This is a genomic window from Glaciecola punicea (genome assembly GCF_001756615.1).
In the GTDB taxonomy this organism is placed as follows: domain Bacteria; phylum Pseudomonadota; class Gammaproteobacteria; order Enterobacterales; family Alteromonadaceae; genus Glaciecola; species Glaciecola punicea.
Window position 1 is genome coordinate 20,293 of the sequence record NZ_LZXY01000014.1, and the last position, 16,808, is coordinate 37,100.

Sequence of the window (16,808 nt, forward strand, 5' to 3'; positions counted from 1 at the left end):
TTGTTTGGCGAATGATACTAATACTTTTCTTAATTGGTTTTGGCGTAAGCACAATTAGCACACAGTGGCCGATAACCGAGCCTTGGATTGGTATTAAATTAGTGGTTTATGCGATGTTATTAGTGATAGGGCTTTACTTGCGCTTAACTATAGCAGATTGGAAAAAAGGTTTTATAAATCTCAAAAAAGGTGATTTTGGGCCGCATATAGATGCCTTATTTATTAATGCATTACGTAGAGCAAAGTATGGGCTTTTACCTTTTGGACGTTAATTGCAATAATGGGTTGGCTTGGGGTAACACAGCCTAGTTTTTAAAGTGCCGCGACATCGAAACTGTAAGGGCACTAGCACAACTATCTCCTTTACTTATTAAAACATTGGTTTAGCAATACCAACGCCAGCTTCAATCACTAGCACAACCCAAATAGTCACCACCCAAGGGCGCATTCTATTGAGGCTGCTAATCATGGCTTGATTATCTTCGTCGGTATGGGTGTTACAAAGCAGTTTTGTATAGGTATTAATAAAGCCGCCCATATTAAGGCGGATCATTAGGCCGCAAAACACCATAAACGCAAAGCCAAGGAGTTTAACGATTAACCAAGGCGCTTGTGCTAGGCGTCCGCTGGTGTAGGCATAAATACAAGACCCAATAATAATAGCAATAAGCGCCCAGCGAAAATACAAGTCGATGCGCGTTAAAACAGGAATAAACTTAGCGCCGTGTGCTAAGTGTAAGGTAAGCACCATTGTAAGCCACATTGGACCAAGCAGAATGATGGCGGCGAGTAACCATGGCTCATACTGTATGCCCATTTGATAGCTTAGGAGTCCGCCCACGGTAAGCGTTAAACTCATGCAAATACGCGGTAACAAATCACAATCAAGCATTATTTTAGCGGCCGTTAAGCGGCCCGATTGACTGCGGTTTGGGTCAACTACAAACTTACTGGAATAAAACACGCCTACGTCACCGCCCAGCCAGTAACAAAACAAAATAATATGGATCAGTAGCGTTATTTCATAAGCGCTCATTGCTTTTTTCCTTGAGGTTGAGTGTTTATCAGTTCAATCAGTTCGCCGTCGAGACCTTCAATGGTGGCGGTGATGCGTCCATAGTAAGGCGCTTCGGTTTTTGCGCTCGGTGGGGTAATAAAAGTGAGGTTTGATGCGACTAAATTTTCATATTCGAAGCTCACTAAAGCGATACCTGCGGGCAACCCCTGGTGGGGCTTGTTAATAGCGGCTGCTTCGATTGGATATTGATCAAGTTCTAGTAAAAACTGTGAAGGCATTTGCGCTAATGAAATATTATAGGTAGTTGCAACAGGTGCATTATAAGTGTTTGACAATACGTCAATTCGATAAGGGTAGGGGCCTGCCACTTTATTCCCAAGCTTTTCTTGATAGAACGCAGAGGTTGCCGCTAAATTGCGGGTGCCAGCGACCATTATAAAAACGTTGTCTACATAGCTTGTGGCCATGCCCAGATCAAAGTTCGACTTTGCGGGGTCAAGTATACGGGTGAAGTAAAGCAGTTCGTTGTCAGGACCAAGCGCTTGAAATGCTTTTACGTTTTTCTTCTCTGTGAGAAACGCGGGTTCGCCAATAATGCTGAATTCGGTATTTCGTAGTTTTTCAGCCAGCTCATCAGGATTTTCGACTAATATTTCGGTCGCGTTCCAGCCTAATTGCCGCATTGGTTTATAATTTGCGGCGTTAGGCTGTTCAACAAACCGTATAAATACAGATTTTCCACTTTCAGGCTGCATCACTACGTAGGGAGCGCCTACCGCTTTTTCGGCTCCCCAACTGGCGGCAAGTATTTCTGAAATAACACCTTTTTCTACCGTATTATACGCCAGATGCTGCGTGTATATTGATTCAGAGTGTTCAACATTGGATGATAAAATTGTCACTACGACAATAGCTTTAAGCATGTTTTAAACCTCATCTATATGATAAATAACGTGAAATAGTATGTTTACATTAACGTACTGTATAAATCACCGGCTACTGAAAACTTTTAGACACCGAGTTTTGTATTAGTTTTGTTAAAGTTATATTAATATAACTTTAACACTATAGCTTGACAACTATTACATTGAATTAAAGTAGTAATAGTTCAATTTATTTGATTTTTATAGACACAACTTGGCTGCGCATAATCAGCCTACATTTGCTGATGTAAGTGCGCGCTTTGTCGTTGGAGCGTTAATTGCAGAGCTTAGTACCGCGATTAAAAAAAGCGAGTATGTTAATACAAGAAATGAGCGTAAAAAATGAAACATGACACTTTTGCCTTTGCTGAGTTAGCCCATCAGGCTGCAAAGGAAACATGGGACTACCTTATAATTGGCGCTGGCACCGCTGGATTAACCGCCGCAATTTTTGCTGTAAAGCGCGGCGCAAAGGTGTTACTGGTTGATGCGGCGAATGACATTGGCGGCACATTGCACTTATCTGCGGGGCAGTTAAGTGGCGCAGGCACACACACCCAAGCGAAAAAGGGTATTGTTGATTCACCTAAGCAACACTTTGACGATATTATGCGCCTGTCTAACGGCAAGGCCGACCCTTCCTTAGCGAAGCTTGTAGCAGATAATGCAGGCGACACCATTAACTGGTTGCTAGAGGGAGGCCTCACGCCGCTTGCTGATCATCCTATAGCGAGCGAAGGCAATAGTGCCGCCTACAGTGTTGCTCGCTATTTGTGGGACAAAGAGCAAGGCCGCGCGATTTTACGCATTTTACGGCGCGAAGTAGCGCCTTTTATTGAACAAAAAAAAGTAAGCCTGTTACTTAATACGCGCATTAGTTTGCTAAGCACCGATGCCCATGGCGCCACTATCGGCGCACAAGCGCAAGTGGGTAATAAATATATTAGCTTTAGCGCTAAACGCACTATACTCTCTAGCGGTGGTTACGCTATGAATCCAGCACTGTTTGAACGTTTAATTAAGCGGCCAGCCTATGCAGCAACAGCATATCCATTCTCCCGTGGCGACGGGCTGAACTTAGCCACCGCCACCGGTGCGGTATTACGCGGTGGTGACTTGCACCGCCCAGGCTCAGGCTCAATCCTTACTAGTAATCAATTTCCGGCCAAGGTCTATGCTCGTTTCAATACCGATCCTCATCAGCGCAAGCCATGGGAAATTTGGGTGAATGATACAGCAAAGCGTTTTGTTCGTGAAGATGCGCCCAATATACTCGAGCGCCAACAAGCATTGCTTGAAGAGCCCTCACTGCGTTATCGTATTGTTTTTGATCAAGGAATTTTAGATGCATCTCCGCTTGGCATATCTGGCTGGACAAAGGCTAAAATGCTCGCGCATTTTGGCAATCACGAAATGTTTTCGGTTGCCAATTCAATAGCATCACTTGCCACTAAAATTGGCGTAGATGCTGATACCCTGCAAAGTACCGTTGTAACGTATAACGCGGCCGTACAAAGCGGTTTTGATCCACTTGGACGTTTGCATCTACCTTTAAAGATCGACACCCCACCTTACTTTGCGATCACCCATATTGGACACAGCGCTACATCATCAATAGGGCTGTGTGTAGATAATAAACTACGCGTTTTAAAAGCCGATGGCACGGTCATTGCCAATCTGTTTGCTGCCGGTGAAATACTCGGCAGCGGCGTTAATGTTGGTAATGGATTTGTGCCTGGCATGATGCTCACACCCGCGCTCACTTTCGGGCGCCTGTTAGGCCAAGACCGCTTAGCCTAGCTATATAAAACCACACAGGAGTTAAGATAAATGCCAGTAGTTAGACGACACTTCACACAAGGCGATTTTGGCCAAATTCACTTTCGAACAGCAGGCGAACCAAGCGGCATTCCTGCCTTAATTTGTTTGCACATGGTTGCAAAATCAAGTCGGTCTTTTCATCAAATAATGCCGCTGCTGGCGAAAGAGCGTTTAGTGGTTGCGGTGGATTACCCCGGCTATGGCGAATCGTGCGCGCCACCCTCTCCGTCTTTAGCCACTATTAAAAATTATGCACAGGCCATGCTGCAGGTCATGCAGGCGATTGACATTAAAAGTGCAGACGTTTTTGGTTACCACACCGGTTCAATTGTTGCAGTAGAACTTGCCACACAAGCGCCAACGACAATACGTAAGGTCATTAATATATCTGCACCAATATTTACGCCAACCGAGGTGGCTGATTTTCATGAGCAGTACGCCACTCTGCCCCTAAATGAAGAAGGCACAAGGTTTAGGACCATGTGGGAGCGGATTATTTTTCATCGTGGCCAGGGTATGACCTTAGAAATGTGCGCGCAATCGTTGGCTGAAACCCTTAGAGGTGGTGAAAAATATGAATGGGGTCATTTCGCCGCATTTGACGCAAGCGCGACTTATCAACAGCAACTGCCAATGTTAACGCAAGCAATAATGGTGATGAATTTACACGACGACTTGCAAAAATACACCTTGCGTGTGGATAACTTGATGAACAAAAACGTGCGAGTGGACTACCCACAATGGGGAGCGGGATTTTTAGATGCCCATCCAGATGCCGTAGCCAAAGAAATATTGTCATTTCTAAATAAGCATGAAGATGAGTAGTTAGCCGATAGCAATCAGACGCTTAACACGCTAGCTACTATGGCTCAGTTGATGTTGCTTAGTTTCTTTGTAACTCAACAGTTTCATTTATTGTTTTCATAACACGAGAATCTACGTCCTTTAAAATTGTTGCTAATATTCAGTTGTTTTGATAAATGTCATATCTGGTTCTTTAATTGTTGCTAAATTAGCGATGATGTTGAAAGCGTTTCGCAAAGGTTACATAAAACCTTGTTCGCTAGCATATGTTTTTTTGATAAAGGTATATACACGCAAAACCTAGCCTACCTCAATTTTTACAAGCTAGAGTGCGTTAAGCCGCATAGGGTCAATTTCTCGTTTAATGATGATATGACTTTTAGCATAAAAACAGTGGTTTCATGGGGTAAGCAAAATTTAGTATTTTATATAGTGAAGCGATTATTGTGGCGAGTTTATCATCAGTTAAGCAGTGGGATTTAGAAACAGACATATTGATCTTAGGCTTCGGTTTGGCTGGCGCAAGCGCCGCCATTGAAGCACTAGACACCGACCCGAATGTAAAAGTCACAATCTGTGAAAAAAATCCAGAGAAATATGCGGGTGGCAACTCACGCGCATCTGGACAATCATTGCTGATTGCGAAAAATCCCACCGCGCTTAAAGCCTATCAAAAGTCTATGAGCACCTCAAACCCTATTCCCGAAGATATGCTAGATGAATGGGCCTTGCGCATGTCGCAGTTAGAGCCGTGGATCCAAGCAAGAGCCACGCAAGCCGGCGCGCAATACATTAAAGGCACTGGTTTTACCGAGCGCGAAGCGGTACTAGAATTCCCAGAATTAGGCGCTGCCGACGCAGTAACCTATACCGCCACGATACTGCCAATACCGGCAGGCGTATGGTTGGCGTTTAAAAAGAATATTGATCTTCGTCCGGTTGAGATCCTATACGAGTCGCCGGTAACTGATTTGGTCCAAGACCCTGACACGCTAGAAGTATTTGGCGCAATTATTGAGCAAAATGGCGTTAAAAAAAGCATCAAGGCAAAGCGCGGTGTGGTCATGGCCGTGGGCGGCTTTGAAGCCAACTTAGACATGCAGCGTAACTATTGTGGTTACGAAGAGCTTCATCCATTAGGAAACCCCGCAAACACCGGTGACGGCATTCATATTTTGCAAAAAGCAGGCGCGGATATGTGGCATATGCGAAACAAAGGACAGTCTGGTGGAATATGGCCGGGTCTCCAAATTCCCGGTTATAAAACTGTCTTCTTACGTAACTTATTCTGGCAAAGCTACAGCTGGATAGAAATTGCGGCTGACAATAAACGTTTCTACAACGAAACAGCCGAGCTCCAATTAACCCATTATAAAGAGAAAAAACATAAGCATTGGGTAGACACGCCGCATATTAACGCCGGCCCTATTCACATGATATTTGATGAAACTACGCGTGAATATAACTGCTTAGCACTCAAAGCCTCCACGTGGAACATAGCCGCCGAAAACCTTGATTGGAGTGACGATAATCAGGTAGAAATTGAGCAAGGTATTATTAGTAAAGCCGACAGTATTGAAGCACTTGCAGAGCTAATTGGCCGCGATATTAGCGAGGTGACCGCCGAGGTGCAAAAGTATAATGATGCATGTAAGGCAGGCCAAGACGATGAATTTAATCGCATTCCAATTACCCTGCAGCCTATTGCTAAAGCGCCTTTTTATGCGGTTAAAATTGTACCGGCAGTGGTGTGCACAGGCGGAGGAGGTAGACGTAATATCGAGTCTGAAGTATTAACACCTAGTGGACATGCAATATCGCGTTTATATGAAGCGGGTGAGCTTGGTTCAATGTTTTCAAACTTGTATCAAAATGGCAGTTATTTAACCGAAGCTATGATATCGGGCCGCGCGGCAGGTAAAAACGCAGCCAAACAGAAAAGCTGGGATTAGGGGATACGTGTATGCAAGTTAAAAGTGTTGCTATGAAAATGGGTGTGCGCATAGAAAGTGCAGAAGCAGTAGGCGACACTATCGTTTTACACGGCATTGCCGGCACCATGCCTTGTGAAACAATTATAGGCGCGGTAGAAGCCATACAAGTATTCAAAATGTGTTTTAAACTCAGCGTGTTAAAAATACTTGCGAAATCTCTATTTTCCCGAAAAGAAAAAATGGATCAACGCTAAAAATGAGTGCATGTTTGCAAAATCTTACAGGGACATACAATTGCGAAAGATCAAAAAGGTTCACTGGCATTTACAATAACAAGGCCCTTGAAAGCTATTTTTTGATACATTATTTTGGCGCGAATATAAGGAAAAAAACATGAGTGCATATTTGATAATTCAAGGCACGGTAGAAGATTGGGATAAATTTAAAGCCTATACCACTGTTGTTCCGCCCTTAGTGCAAAAATTTGGCGGTAAATATTTGGCCATGGGCAAACCTGAGCTGCTTGAAGGTGATTTTGACCCTAAGAGCACGGTTATTTCTCAATGGCCAGACAAACAAGCCGTTCACGATTTTTGGCATTCGCCAGAGTATACACGAGCTAAAACGCTGCGTGAAAATGCTGGCGTATTTAACGTAATGCTAGTAGATGGTTTACCAGCCAGTAATAAGGAATAAATGATGTCGATTGCCTACACGAGCCTTGCCTTGCAAACGCGCTGCTTTGCTATAAATAAGTTAAACGTGGCCGACTCTAGAGCCAAAATATTTGAAAATATTGATAGAGTTGGTCGTCATCTAAATGGCAGTAAAGGCTTTATTGGCCCAAGCGTTAAACTGGTGGTGTTGCCCGAGTATTTTTTAACCAGCTTTCCGATGGGCGAATCACTCCCTGAATGGCGCGAAAAAGGCGCTATTTCGGCAACTGGGCCTGAATATGAAAAGCTCGCGGAAATTGCCCAACAGAATCAAGTTTTCTTGTCGGGTAACGTATATGAATTAGATGATCATTTTACTGATCTGTATTTCCAAACCTCTTTTATTATTGACTCTAGTGGCGAGACTATTTTGCGCTACCGACGCTTAGTGTCAATGTTTGCACCCACACCACATGATGTATTAAACGAGTACTTAGACGTGTACGGCGAAGACTCTTTATTTCCCGTTGCTAGCACTGAGCTGGGTAATTTAGCCTGTGTTGCATCTGAAGAGATTCTGTATCCTGAAATTACCCGATGCTTAGCGATGCGAGGCGCGGAAGTAATACTGCACAGCACCTCTGAAGTGTCTTCAACTGAGCTCACGCCCAAAGATATTGCTAAGCGTGCGCGAGCAGTTGAAAACTTATGCTACGTTGTTTCGTCAAATACAGCCGGTATTGCCGATATCGATTTTCCGGCAGAATCTACCGATGGCTTGTCTAAGTTAGTAGACTTCAAAGGCCGCGTAATGTGTGAAGCTGCTACAGGTGAGTCGATGGTGGCAAATGCTGAAATTGATATTGATGCACTTAGGCGCTACCGAAACAAACCGGGTATGGGCAATATACTGTCGCGCCAACGCAATGAGCTTTTCGCGTCAACGTACAATAAATCAGTATATCCAGCCAACTCTATGCTTGATAAAGACAATAAATACCACGTGCCCCAACGCAGTCATTTTATGCAAACGCAGGTTGACACTATTAATGCGCTGCGTGAAAAGGGCGTAATCAAATAAAGTGCCTAAGCAAAGGTAGCGGCGTGCAGGTAGATTAAAAGAATGCACTTGTGTGGCGCATGTAATTGCCCCACACAAGTGCAATAAGAGAGTTACAGCAACAAGGTGTGAATAAATTACCATGAAAACCTTAGCAATGAATAACCCACGTTCGGGAAAAGAAGACTTTAATGTGCCTGTGTTTAGTCAGCAAGAAGTGGCCGATATAGCAAAAACATTGCGCAAAAACCATAGCTACTGGTGGCAAATCGGTATACAGGGGCGCATAAAAGTAATGCTTCGTTTTGCTGATGAGTTAGCTAATCGTAAAGACGCATTAGTGGCAGCGTTGGTTAACGATACAGGCCGTTTAAGCGAATCGGTGTTAGAAGTTGATGTAACGGTAAGTACTATTCAACGGTGGTGTAAGCAAGCCCCACCTTTACTTGATACAGGTGCATCGCGCTTAGCTGAAATTCCCTTTATTGAACTGCAGCAACGTTATTTACCCTACACCTTAGTGGGCGCAATAAGCCCTTGGAATTTCCCGTTATTATTGTCGCTGGTTGATATTATTCCGGCTTTACTTGCCGGCAGCGCTGTTTTATTAAAGCCCAGTGAAGTGACCTCACGATTTGTTGAGCCGCTTCAAAAGGTAATTAATTTGGTGCCTGAACTCCAATCCGTATTTGCCGTTGTAACTGGCGCTGGAGATGTTGGCCAAGCGGTACTTAATGAAGTCGATTCGCTATGTTTTACGGGCAGCGTGCCCACTGGACGTAAAGTGGGAGAAGCCTGTGCGAAACGCTTCATTCCCGCATTTTTAGAACTAGGCGGTAAAGACGCCGCAATAGTGTGCGCTAACGCCGACTTAGACATTGCCGCTAAAGCGCTTTGTTGGGGCAGTATGGTAAATGCGGGTCAGTCGTGTATGTCACTAGAGCGCACCTATGTACACAAAGATGTTGCTCAAGCGTTTTTAACTAAACTGGTTGATTGCGTAAAGCAGCTTAAACATAACTACCCTGATTTAAAAGCAGGTCAGGTAGGCCCTATTATTTCGGCCAGCCAAGTGGGAATTGTAAAAGCGCAGCTAAGCGATGCTAAAGCCAAAGGTGCCAAGGTCTTATGCGGCGGCGAGGTAGTTGAACTCGGCGGCGGACAATATTGTCAACCCACCGTGTTAACCAATGTTAGCCCCGACATGAAAATAATGAATGAAGAAACTTTTGCCGCCATCTTAGTGGTAAACGTGGTTGACTCAGACGAAGAGGCCATAAAACGTGCGAACGATTCTGAGTTTGGTTTATCCGCGGCGGTGTTCAGTAAAGATGTAGACTATGCTATGGGCATTGCTGAAAAACTTGAAGTAGGCGGCATTAGCATTAATGACGCATCGTTAACCGGACTCATCCATGAAGCGGAAAAGCAATCCTTTAAGTATTCAGGCTTAGGCGGCTCACGCATGGGCGCTGAATCTATTCGACGCTTTATTCGCAAAAAAGCCATTATTAGAAATACGGGCGTACCTTCGCCTTGGTGGTTTTAACTAAGGTATAAAACCTCAGCTAGCGCTGAATTGAGTTGAAATTAATGGTGCAGGAAGGTATCAAGCTCTGAATCTTTGAGCGCTGTTAATCGGGCATTATCTTAGATAGATGAGCTATCCATATTTAATAGTCTAGCCCGTTAATCGCTTGATCGCGCTCTTTACTCAATGAATTTGCGTGCTCTCGGATCGTATCCTAACTAACAATTAAGTAGTCGGCTAAATCCCCTAGTTGAACATCATTCAAAGTGGCGCCAAAACGCGTAAAATGACGGACATGAAAATCAACTTAACTATGGTTACCGTCGCCTATTAGCAACAGTAGCTACCCCAACCGCTACAGGCATTAGTATTTAAATTGTAAGTATTGATAGCAACGGTTGGTAAAAAATTCACTTGCTATTAGGATATAACACGCTAGAAAGGCTAAACCGTTTAGCTGGATAAATGCTCTGTGACACTAACAAAATTTCATCTAAATTGCTGCAGTAGTAACGGCGTGTAATTTTCATAGCAGCACTATTTGCAGGCGCGTCAAGCTGATAAGCCAGGGACTCAGGCAATAAACAGGCGTCTGTATGTTGTTCTATTTTGCCAATATTACTGCTGCGTAGTACTTCCATGATCGCATAAATGGCTGTTTTGGTGTCTTTGAATGCTTCATCATATTGATCTGCATGAGGCCGTCTGTATATGTGCGAAAAGCAAATGGGTTTTTTATCATGAGCTTCAACTCGTACCCCGCCAATGTACAGGCATAGCTCGCTGGTACCTATGTTAAGCAAGTTCGCTAGTTCAATATCAACGGCGACCAAGTCACTCGTTTTCACTTCAAACTTGGTATGCTGACCAAACTGAAGCAAATCATTCACCGAATTAACGAAGTGATTAATTTGCTCTGGCATTTCGTTACGCTTAACTAAAGTGCCTGAACCTTGTTTGCGTTCTACCAATCCGCATTTTTCTGCATACCTTAAAGCTTCCCTTGCAGTATGGCGACTTATGCTAAACTGAAAGCACAGCTGCTTTTCAGTGGGTAATAAGGTATCAATGGCGTATTCACCAGAGAGTATTTGATTCACTAGTGTTTCACCAATTTTTTGGTACTTCGGTATCTTGAGCTTATTCGCTGTAGATTTCGCTGAATTGATTTTAGTCATTTATAGATGCCATATATTTTCAAATTGACTCGAACAAATAGTGTTAACCTGCTATAAATATGTCCGTACAAATAGCAGAGTATAGGATTAATTTTATCTTGCCAACGAATCATTCACTAACTCGTCAGTGTGTAATTGACATTGAGCAAATGAAGGTCAACCCCAGCGATTTGTCCCGAGCAGGGCAGCATATATTGGATTGGATTGCGTGTTCTAGCTTAGGAAGAATTTCCCAAGCGGGTACCATTTACAATTCTCTCATTGATTTTAGTACACACAATAATGCATCAAAGACCATAGATAGCGAAAATCAAAAATGCACCGCTATTGGCGGTCGTAAATGCCAGTGGCAAGACGCACTTAGTCACAACGGCGCGCTGGGCAATGTACTTGAGATGGACGATATTCATCGTAGCTCTATATTACATCCTGGTCCGGTGGTTATTCCAGCCGCTTTAGCAATAGCCGAGCATATTGATGCAAATCTACAAGATTTTCTCACCGCCGTTATTAAAGGCTATGAAGTGACTATTTGGCTAGGCCAGATTATTGGTCAAAGTCATTACAAGTACTTTCATAATACGGCTACATGCGGATCTTTAGGTGCCGCCATGGCAGTGTGTTCATTATTAAAGCTTGATCAACAACAAACGGTTTGGGCCTTAGGCAACGCAGGCAGTAAAACCGGCGGTTTATGGCAAATGAGAAATGAAAAAGTGCTGACCAAACAATGGCATAATTCAGAGTCGGCGCGAAGCGGGGCAATGGCTGCCATTTTAGCCAGCCAAGGTCTCAGTGGTCCTGAGTTTATTTTGGAAGGGCCGCAAGGTGTTTTTAGCGCGATGTCTAGTGATGCAATATATGAGCGTCCAAGCGCAATGAATATTCAAATTACTGATAGTGCCCATAGCAGTGAAAACGCTGTCAGTGCAAATAGCGGTGATAGTCTTGAGCACACTAATATTGCTAATAATATTAACCAGGGTAGTGGCGCCGGTTCAATAAATCACCACAACTGGCGAATGTACGACTGCAGTTTCAAACCTTGGCCCGCATGCAGGCACGCCCACCCTGCAATAGACGCCGTGCTCACTATTTTCGAGCAACACCAGCTAACACCTGGCGCAGATTTACTTGCACAAATAAAGTCTATTCACGTGGACGTTTATAAAGACGCTATGATTTTTTGCGACAAACCAAACCCCGAAACTGAACTAGAAGCGAAATTTAGCATTCAACATGCGCTATCAGCTATTGTAATGTGGGGAAACCCAGAGCTAGCGCATTATTCACCGGGTGCTTTCAATAACAGTGATATTGCAATGCTTCGCAAAAAAGTGAGCATTAGCACTAATCAAGCCATACAAGACAAATATCCTCAACACTTTGGCGTTAAATGTACCTTGCAGCTGCATAATTCAAGGCTTCTGAGTGTTGCATTACAAGACACCTTAGGCGACCCTGAGCGGCCATTATCAAACGCTCAACTGAATCAAAAAGCTACTATGCTGCTACAAACCTCCGGTATGGGGCAACGCAATATTCAATCGCTGTGTCACTTTAATTGGTCACAAAACACCAGCATTCATACTCTAACGCAGCTATTTAATTTTGAAGCCAATACTAATGACGTCTAATAAAGCCAATACGCAAACACATAAACTGAGCGCTATAGAGCGGGTTGTTCACCACGTAATTAACACGCACTACAGCAGCCTAAACGAAGCGACTATATTAGCCGCTAAAACCTTTATTCTCGATTCTATTGGCGTGGGCTTAAGTGGTTCTCGTATAGCGCAAGTACAGCAAGTTAAACAAGCGGTATCGCAGTGGGGAGATGCCAAACAAGCGCAAGTATGGGCTACGGGCGAGTGGTTGCCCGCGGCGTCAGCAGCAATTGTTAATGGCTATCAAATTCATAATCAAGAGTGGGACTGCGTGCATGAGCCTGCGGTTGTGCATCCTATGGCGGTCATACTGTCGGCGCTTATGGCCTATGGGCAGTTGCATAAAGTATCTGGTAAGCAGCTTCTTTTAGGCGTGATTATTGGTGTAGATGTGGCCACTTTAATAGGGCAGTCGGCCACCTCTGGCCTTAAGTTTTTTAGGCCTTCGGTATGCGGCTGTTTAGGCGCAGCAGCGGGGATCTGCGCCATGTTGTCGCTGGATAAAAACACGACCCAAAATGCCTTAGGAATTGCCTACAGCCAATTAAGTGGCACTATGCAGGCACATATTGAGGGTTCACCCATGCTGGCGATGCAAATTGGCCTGAATTCACAGGCCGCTATTCGCGCGCTAGATTTAGCACGAGCTGGGTTTGAAGGCCCTAAAGATATTTTAGAAGGCCCCTTTGGCTATTTTAATCTATTTGAAGATACCTTCGATCTAAGTCCGCTACTGTCAAAGTTAGGCAAAGAGTTTCAAATTGAGCAGGTGAGCCATAAGCCTTTTCCCACCGGAAGAGCCGGACACGGCACTGCTGACGGTTTGTTAACATTGCAACAAGAACACAATTTTGCCCTTGATCAAATTGTTACCATAACAGTTAGTGCAACGCCGCTCATTAATAGGCTAGTAGGGCGACCTGTAAAAGACAACATGACCCCAAGCTACGCTAAATTATGTAACGGTTATATTGCCGCAACCGCGTTATTAACGGGCAACATTACGGTTGAAGATTTTGAACCAGAAAAACTGCAAGATCGCGAGCGTTTGGCTTTGGCTAAAAAAGTTACGACGCAACTAAACGACTGCGACAATCCCAATGCGCTTGCGCCTGTGACCGTGGCTGTAACGCATAAAAACGGGCAGATGTTTAGCATAGATTTACCGCATATTTTAGGTAACCCCTTAAAACCCCTCACCAGAAATGCACAGTTAATAAAATTTGAGGCCGCCTGTAAAAGCGCTGCTGTGAGCTTTTGTGATGAGCAAATTAGTGAATTGACAAATCTCATAGACGAACTTGACGGTATAGAAGATATTGGTCAGCTAATACATAAATTTAGCAAACATTAGGCTTTAACTACCATGAACCAGAACGCATTAGATCAAACTCAAGCAGAATATCCTACTTACTATGAGTCATTCGACTATCAGGAGATGTTGGCGCAATATCCAATCGGCCAAAAGTTTACTAAGATGTATCAAGGCATGTCCAAAGCAACCTTACATGAGATGCAAAACGAGCGTTTCATGCAGGTGATTAAACGCGCATGGGAAATCCCTTTTTATCAGCGTATTTGGGGCAATGCGAATGTAAAGCCCAGTGATATAAAAAGCCTAGCAGACATTGAAAAACTGCCTATTATTTCAAAGTCTGACATTATGGACAGTGTTGAAAAGTATCCACCAATAGGAGACTTTCACGGCATGGATAATATCCCTGTTGAACAGCGTCCACCGATCGTTTTTCATACCACGAGTGGTACAACAGGCACACCTCAACCCTTGTTATTTGGCCCTAAGAGTAGAGAAATACAGTCGCTGTTAGTAGGTCGTTCATATCGTTTTATGGGTTTAAAGCCCGGCTCAACCATCCAGTCTTGCTATGGCCATGGTATGATTAATGGCGGTCACTACATAAGAGAAGCCGTCACACGCTACACTAACTCGATGTTTTTATCGGCTGGCACAGGGGTAGAAACGCGCTCTGTACAGCAAGTTAACCTGATGAAAACCTTTGGCGTAAATGTACTAGTAGGTTTTGTAGATTACATTAAACGCTTGGCCGATGTGGCGAAAGAAGAAGGCTTGGTGCCCGGCAAAGATATAAAAATTGACATGATTATTGGTCACCTAGGCATGGAAGGCAGAGACACCATTGCAAAGCTATGGGGAAACCCTGAATTATTCGATTGGTATGGCGTGGGTGATACCGGTACCATTGCGGCAGAAGGCCCTGATCACGACGGTATGCACGTGTGGGAAGACGCACACTATTTAGAGCTACTCGACACCGAAACTAACACCCCTGTTAAACAAGGTGAAACCGGCAATATGGTCGTGACCTGCTTATATAAAGATGATGTATATCCTATTATTCGCTTTAATACTCACGATATTACGCAAGAACTCGCCGGTGAAAATAAGATGGGGCTGCCGTTTAAGCGCATTAAGGGCTTTATGGGCCGCTCCGACAATATGGTAAAACTAAGAGGCATCAATATTTATCCACAAGGCGTGGGCCCTATGCTTGACGAGCGCCCTGAATTTTTAGGCGAGTTTGTATGTAAAGCCGTTCGAGACGCCAAAGGTCGCGACAACATGATTGTGTACGCCGAAGTGAGCACGCCTATTGAGCAAAGAGACAGTTTACTAGAGATATATCAAGAGCTTCTAAAACGTAAAATAGGCATTGCAGTACTTGTAGAGCTTGTGTCTGAGGGCGATTTAACTGCTATGACTCAGGTTGATGTTCGCCAAAAACCTATTCGCTTGCTTGATGAACGTTTTAAATGATAGATTTATCACTACTAGAACTCGATTTAACCGCCCACATTAGCTTGGTTAAATCGGGTAAAATTAGCGCATCTGAAATTGTTGCACAGCAGTTAGCATGGATTGAAAAAACCAATCCTGCTATTAATGCGTTTATTTCAATTGCCGAAGGCAGTACCGCATTTTCGCAAAACCAGCAAAGCGAATTAGCCGGGCTAGGTGTGGCGATAAAAGACAACATTGATGTGAGTGGCTACGCTACTACCGCAGGCATGCAAACCAGGGTGGGTAGAATGGCTACAAGCGATGCTTTCGTAGCGCAAAAGTTACGCCGCGCGGGCGCAAGCTTTCTAGGTAAACTCAATATGCATGAGGGGGCACTTGGCGCAACAAACCAAAATGAATACTTTGGGAACTGCATCAATCCACACAAAAGCGGCTATACGCCGGGCGGTTCTTCAGGCGGTTCAGGTGCCGCTGTTGCCGCCGGTATGGTCTCTATAGCATTAGGCACAGACACCATGGGCTCGGTTAGAATTCCCGCGTCTTATTGCGGTGTGTTCGGGTTTAAACCAACGAAGGGCTTGGTGAGCAATCACGGCAGTGTTGTATGTAGTCGAATAATGGACAATATAGGCCCCATTGCTCGTTCAGCCAATGATTTAATGCTATGCATGTCGATAATAAGTGGCTACGACCGCTTAAATCCACTTTCGGATACTAGCCACTCATTCGCAAATTCTCAGATTCAAAGCCCCATGGTAATGATGGTGCCCGATGATTTATCAGCACTAGGCGTAGCACGCGACATTATTGAAGATTTTGAACGCAACATAACGGTATTTAAAGATTTGGGTTATAAAATTAACACCTTCTCTTTTGCTGATTATAACTTTGCCGCCGCCCGAAGAGCTGGCTTGCTTATTTGTGAGGCGGATATGCGCGTTGAACATGCCTATGATTGGGCTAATCACCGCAGTAAGTTCTCGCCTTACATGCAGTCTATGCTGTCATTTATAGAAACTAAAAGCCCGATGGATATAATGGCGTGTGAACGCGTGCTTGACCAAGCCGAGGTATTTGGCCGAGGCTTATTCGAAAATGGGGGTTACTTGCTGCTTCCTACAACTCCTCAGCGAGCGTTTTCATTTGCCGAAGCGGTGCCCAGCAATCAGGCCGATTTAACCAATCTTGCTAACCAAGCCGGTCTGCCTGCGGTGTCAATGCCGATGTTAAGTGATCATGAATTACCCGCTGGAATACAAATTGTGGGCCCAAAAATGAGTGATAAGAGCCTATTGCAAATAGCCCAGCGGTGGCAACAAGTCACTCAATTTAAATATCAACTGTCTGAAAATATAAAATCTCATTCTACCAATTCCCGTTTTTGACACTTATCAATGTCAGTTTTAATGTGACTCGTTAATCTGATATCTCAAA

15 protein-coding genes are annotated in these 16,808 nt (G+C 44.1%); 12 read left to right on the forward strand and 3 right to left on the reverse strand.

What is annotated here, in order from left to right:
• The first annotated feature begins 11 nt into the window (after window positions 1-11).
• On the forward strand, window positions 12-272 hold the full coding sequence (locus BAE46_RS13220; RefSeq protein ID WP_070113185.1) for a hypothetical protein: 261 nt from the start codon (window positions 12-14) through the stop codon (window positions 270-272).
• Window positions 273-370: 98 nt separating this feature from the next.
• On the opposite strand, the gene BAE46_RS13225 is transcribed toward BAE46_RS13220, so the two are convergent.
• Both BAE46_RS13225 and BAE46_RS13230 read right to left on the reverse strand, forming a co-directional pair.
• Window positions 371-1,036: a hypothetical protein gene (locus BAE46_RS13225; RefSeq protein ID WP_070113187.1), complete on the reverse strand. Its 666-nt coding sequence runs from the start codon at window positions 1,034-1,036 to the stop codon at window positions 371-373.
• Entirely contained in the window at window positions 1,033-1,941 is a 909-nt protein-coding gene (locus tag BAE46_RS13230) for a VOC family protein (protein WP_070113189.1), read from the reverse strand. The genes BAE46_RS13225 and BAE46_RS13230 overlap by 4 nt, the downstream gene beginning before the upstream one ends.
• Before the next feature lie 342 nt (window positions 1,942-2,283).
• Here BAE46_RS13230 and BAE46_RS13235 point away from each other — a divergent pair, with 342 nt between their 5' ends.
• The 7 genes from BAE46_RS13235 (at window position 2,284) to BAE46_RS13265 (ending at window position 9,765) form a co-directional block, all read left to right on the forward strand.
• Window positions 2,284-3,741, forward strand: a complete 1,458-nt coding sequence (locus BAE46_RS13235) for an FAD-dependent oxidoreductase (RefSeq protein ID WP_070113191.1) — start codon at window positions 2,284-2,286, stop codon at window positions 3,739-3,741.
• Window positions 3,742-3,771: 30 nt separating this feature from the next.
• Window positions 3,772-4,587 (forward strand): alpha/beta fold hydrolase, encoded by an 816-nt coding sequence (locus tag BAE46_RS13240; RefSeq protein ID WP_070113193.1) that lies wholly within the window; start codon window positions 3,772-3,774, stop codon window positions 4,585-4,587.
• A 425-nt stretch (window positions 4,588-5,012) separates the two neighbouring features.
• Entirely contained in the window at window positions 5,013-6,518 is a 1,506-nt protein-coding gene (locus BAE46_RS13245; RefSeq protein ID WP_070113195.1) for an FAD-dependent oxidoreductase, read from the forward strand.
• An 11-nt stretch (window positions 6,519-6,529) separates the two neighbouring features.
• Complete coding sequence (locus tag BAE46_RS13250; RefSeq protein ID WP_070113197.1) at window positions 6,530-6,754, forward strand: hypothetical protein; 225 nt, start codon at window positions 6,530-6,532, stop codon at window positions 6,752-6,754.
• 139 nt (window positions 6,755-6,893) lie between these two features.
• On the forward strand, window positions 6,894-7,196 hold the full coding sequence (locus BAE46_RS13255; protein ID WP_070113199.1) for a DUF1330 domain-containing protein: 303 nt from the start codon (window positions 6,894-6,896) through the stop codon (window positions 7,194-7,196).
• A 3-nt stretch (window positions 7,197-7,199) separates the two neighbouring features.
• A complete protein-coding gene (locus BAE46_RS13260; RefSeq protein ID WP_070113287.1) occupies window positions 7,200-8,237 on the forward strand; it encodes a nitrilase-related carbon-nitrogen hydrolase in 1,038 nt (345 codons plus the stop codon).
• A 121-nt stretch (window positions 8,238-8,358) separates the two neighbouring features.
• Window positions 8,359-9,765 (forward strand): aldehyde dehydrogenase family protein, encoded by a 1,407-nt coding sequence (locus tag BAE46_RS13265; RefSeq protein WP_070113201.1) that lies wholly within the window; start codon window positions 8,359-8,361, stop codon window positions 9,763-9,765.
• Between the two features lie 392 nt (window positions 9,766-10,157).
• On the opposite strand, the gene BAE46_RS13270 is transcribed toward BAE46_RS13265, so the two are convergent.
• Window positions 10,158-10,925 carry a GntR family transcriptional regulator gene (locus BAE46_RS13270; RefSeq protein ID WP_070113203.1) on the reverse strand — a complete coding sequence of 256 codons (768 nt, stop codon included), beginning with the start codon at window positions 10,923-10,925 and terminating at the stop codon, window positions 10,158-10,160.
• 98 nt (window positions 10,926-11,023) lie between these two features.
• On the opposite strand from BAE46_RS13270, the gene BAE46_RS13275 reads away from it, so the two are divergent.
• The 4 genes from BAE46_RS13275 to BAE46_RS13290 are packed head-to-tail and all read left to right on the forward strand — an operon-like array spanning window position 11,024 to window position 16,759.
• Complete coding sequence (locus tag BAE46_RS13275; RefSeq protein ID WP_070113205.1) at window positions 11,024-12,562, forward strand: MmgE/PrpD family protein; 1,539 nt, start codon at window positions 11,024-11,026, stop codon at window positions 12,560-12,562.
• Window positions 12,552-13,946, forward strand: a complete 1,395-nt coding sequence (locus BAE46_RS13280) for an MmgE/PrpD family protein (RefSeq protein ID WP_070113207.1) — start codon at window positions 12,552-12,554, stop codon at window positions 13,944-13,946. The genes BAE46_RS13275 and BAE46_RS13280 overlap by 11 nt, the downstream gene beginning before the upstream one ends.
• Before the next feature lie 12 nt (window positions 13,947-13,958).
• Window positions 13,959-15,389 (forward strand): phenylacetate--CoA ligase family protein, encoded by a 1,431-nt coding sequence (locus BAE46_RS13285; protein ID WP_070113209.1) that lies wholly within the window; start codon window positions 13,959-13,961, stop codon window positions 15,387-15,389.
• On the forward strand, window positions 15,386-16,759 hold the full coding sequence (locus tag BAE46_RS13290) for an amidase (protein WP_244885022.1): 1,374 nt from the start codon (window positions 15,386-15,388) through the stop codon (window positions 16,757-16,759). The genes BAE46_RS13285 and BAE46_RS13290 overlap by 4 nt, the downstream gene beginning before the upstream one ends.
• Window positions 16,760-16,808 lie beyond the last annotated feature (49 nt).

Bases quoted from the DNA above. Each gene is read 5' to 3' on its own strand.
- BAE46_RS13230 (WP_070113189.1), bottom strand. From the start codon at position 1,941: ATGCTTAAAGCTATTGTCGTAGTGACAATTTTATCATCCAATGTTGAA.
- BAE46_RS13235 (WP_070113191.1), top strand. From the start codon at position 2,284: ATGAAACATGACACTTTTGCCTTTGCTGAGTTAGCCCATCAGGCTGCA.
- BAE46_RS13280 (WP_070113207.1), top strand. From the start codon at position 12,552: ATGACGTCTAATAAAGCCAATACGCAAACACATAAACTGAGCGCTATA.
- BAE46_RS13225 (WP_070113187.1), bottom strand. From the start codon at position 1,036: ATGAGCGCTTATGAAATAACGCTACTGATCCATATTATTTTGTTTTGT.
- BAE46_RS13255 (WP_070113199.1), top strand. From the start codon at position 6,894: ATGAGTGCATATTTGATAATTCAAGGCACGGTAGAAGATTGGGATAAA.
- BAE46_RS13285 (WP_070113209.1), top strand. From the start codon at position 13,959: ATGAACCAGAACGCATTAGATCAAACTCAAGCAGAATATCCTACTTAC.
- BAE46_RS13240 (WP_070113193.1), top strand. From the start codon at position 3,772: ATGCCAGTAGTTAGACGACACTTCACACAAGGCGATTTTGGCCAAATT.
- BAE46_RS13290 (WP_244885022.1), top strand. From the start codon at position 15,386: ATGATAGATTTATCACTACTAGAACTCGATTTAACCGCCCACATTAGC.
- BAE46_RS13220 (WP_070113185.1), top strand. From the start codon at position 12: ATGATACTAATACTTTTCTTAATTGGTTTTGGCGTAAGCACAATTAGC.
- BAE46_RS13260 (WP_070113287.1), top strand. From the start codon at position 7,200: ATGTCGATTGCCTACACGAGCCTTGCCTTGCAAACGCGCTGCTTTGCT.
- BAE46_RS13250 (WP_070113197.1), top strand. From the start codon at position 6,530: ATGCAAGTTAAAAGTGTTGCTATGAAAATGGGTGTGCGCATAGAAAGT.
- BAE46_RS13265 (WP_070113201.1), top strand. From the start codon at position 8,359: ATGAAAACCTTAGCAATGAATAACCCACGTTCGGGAAAAGAAGACTTT.
- BAE46_RS13270 (WP_070113203.1), bottom strand. From the start codon at position 10,925: ATGACTAAAATCAATTCAGCGAAATCTACAGCGAATAAGCTCAAGATA.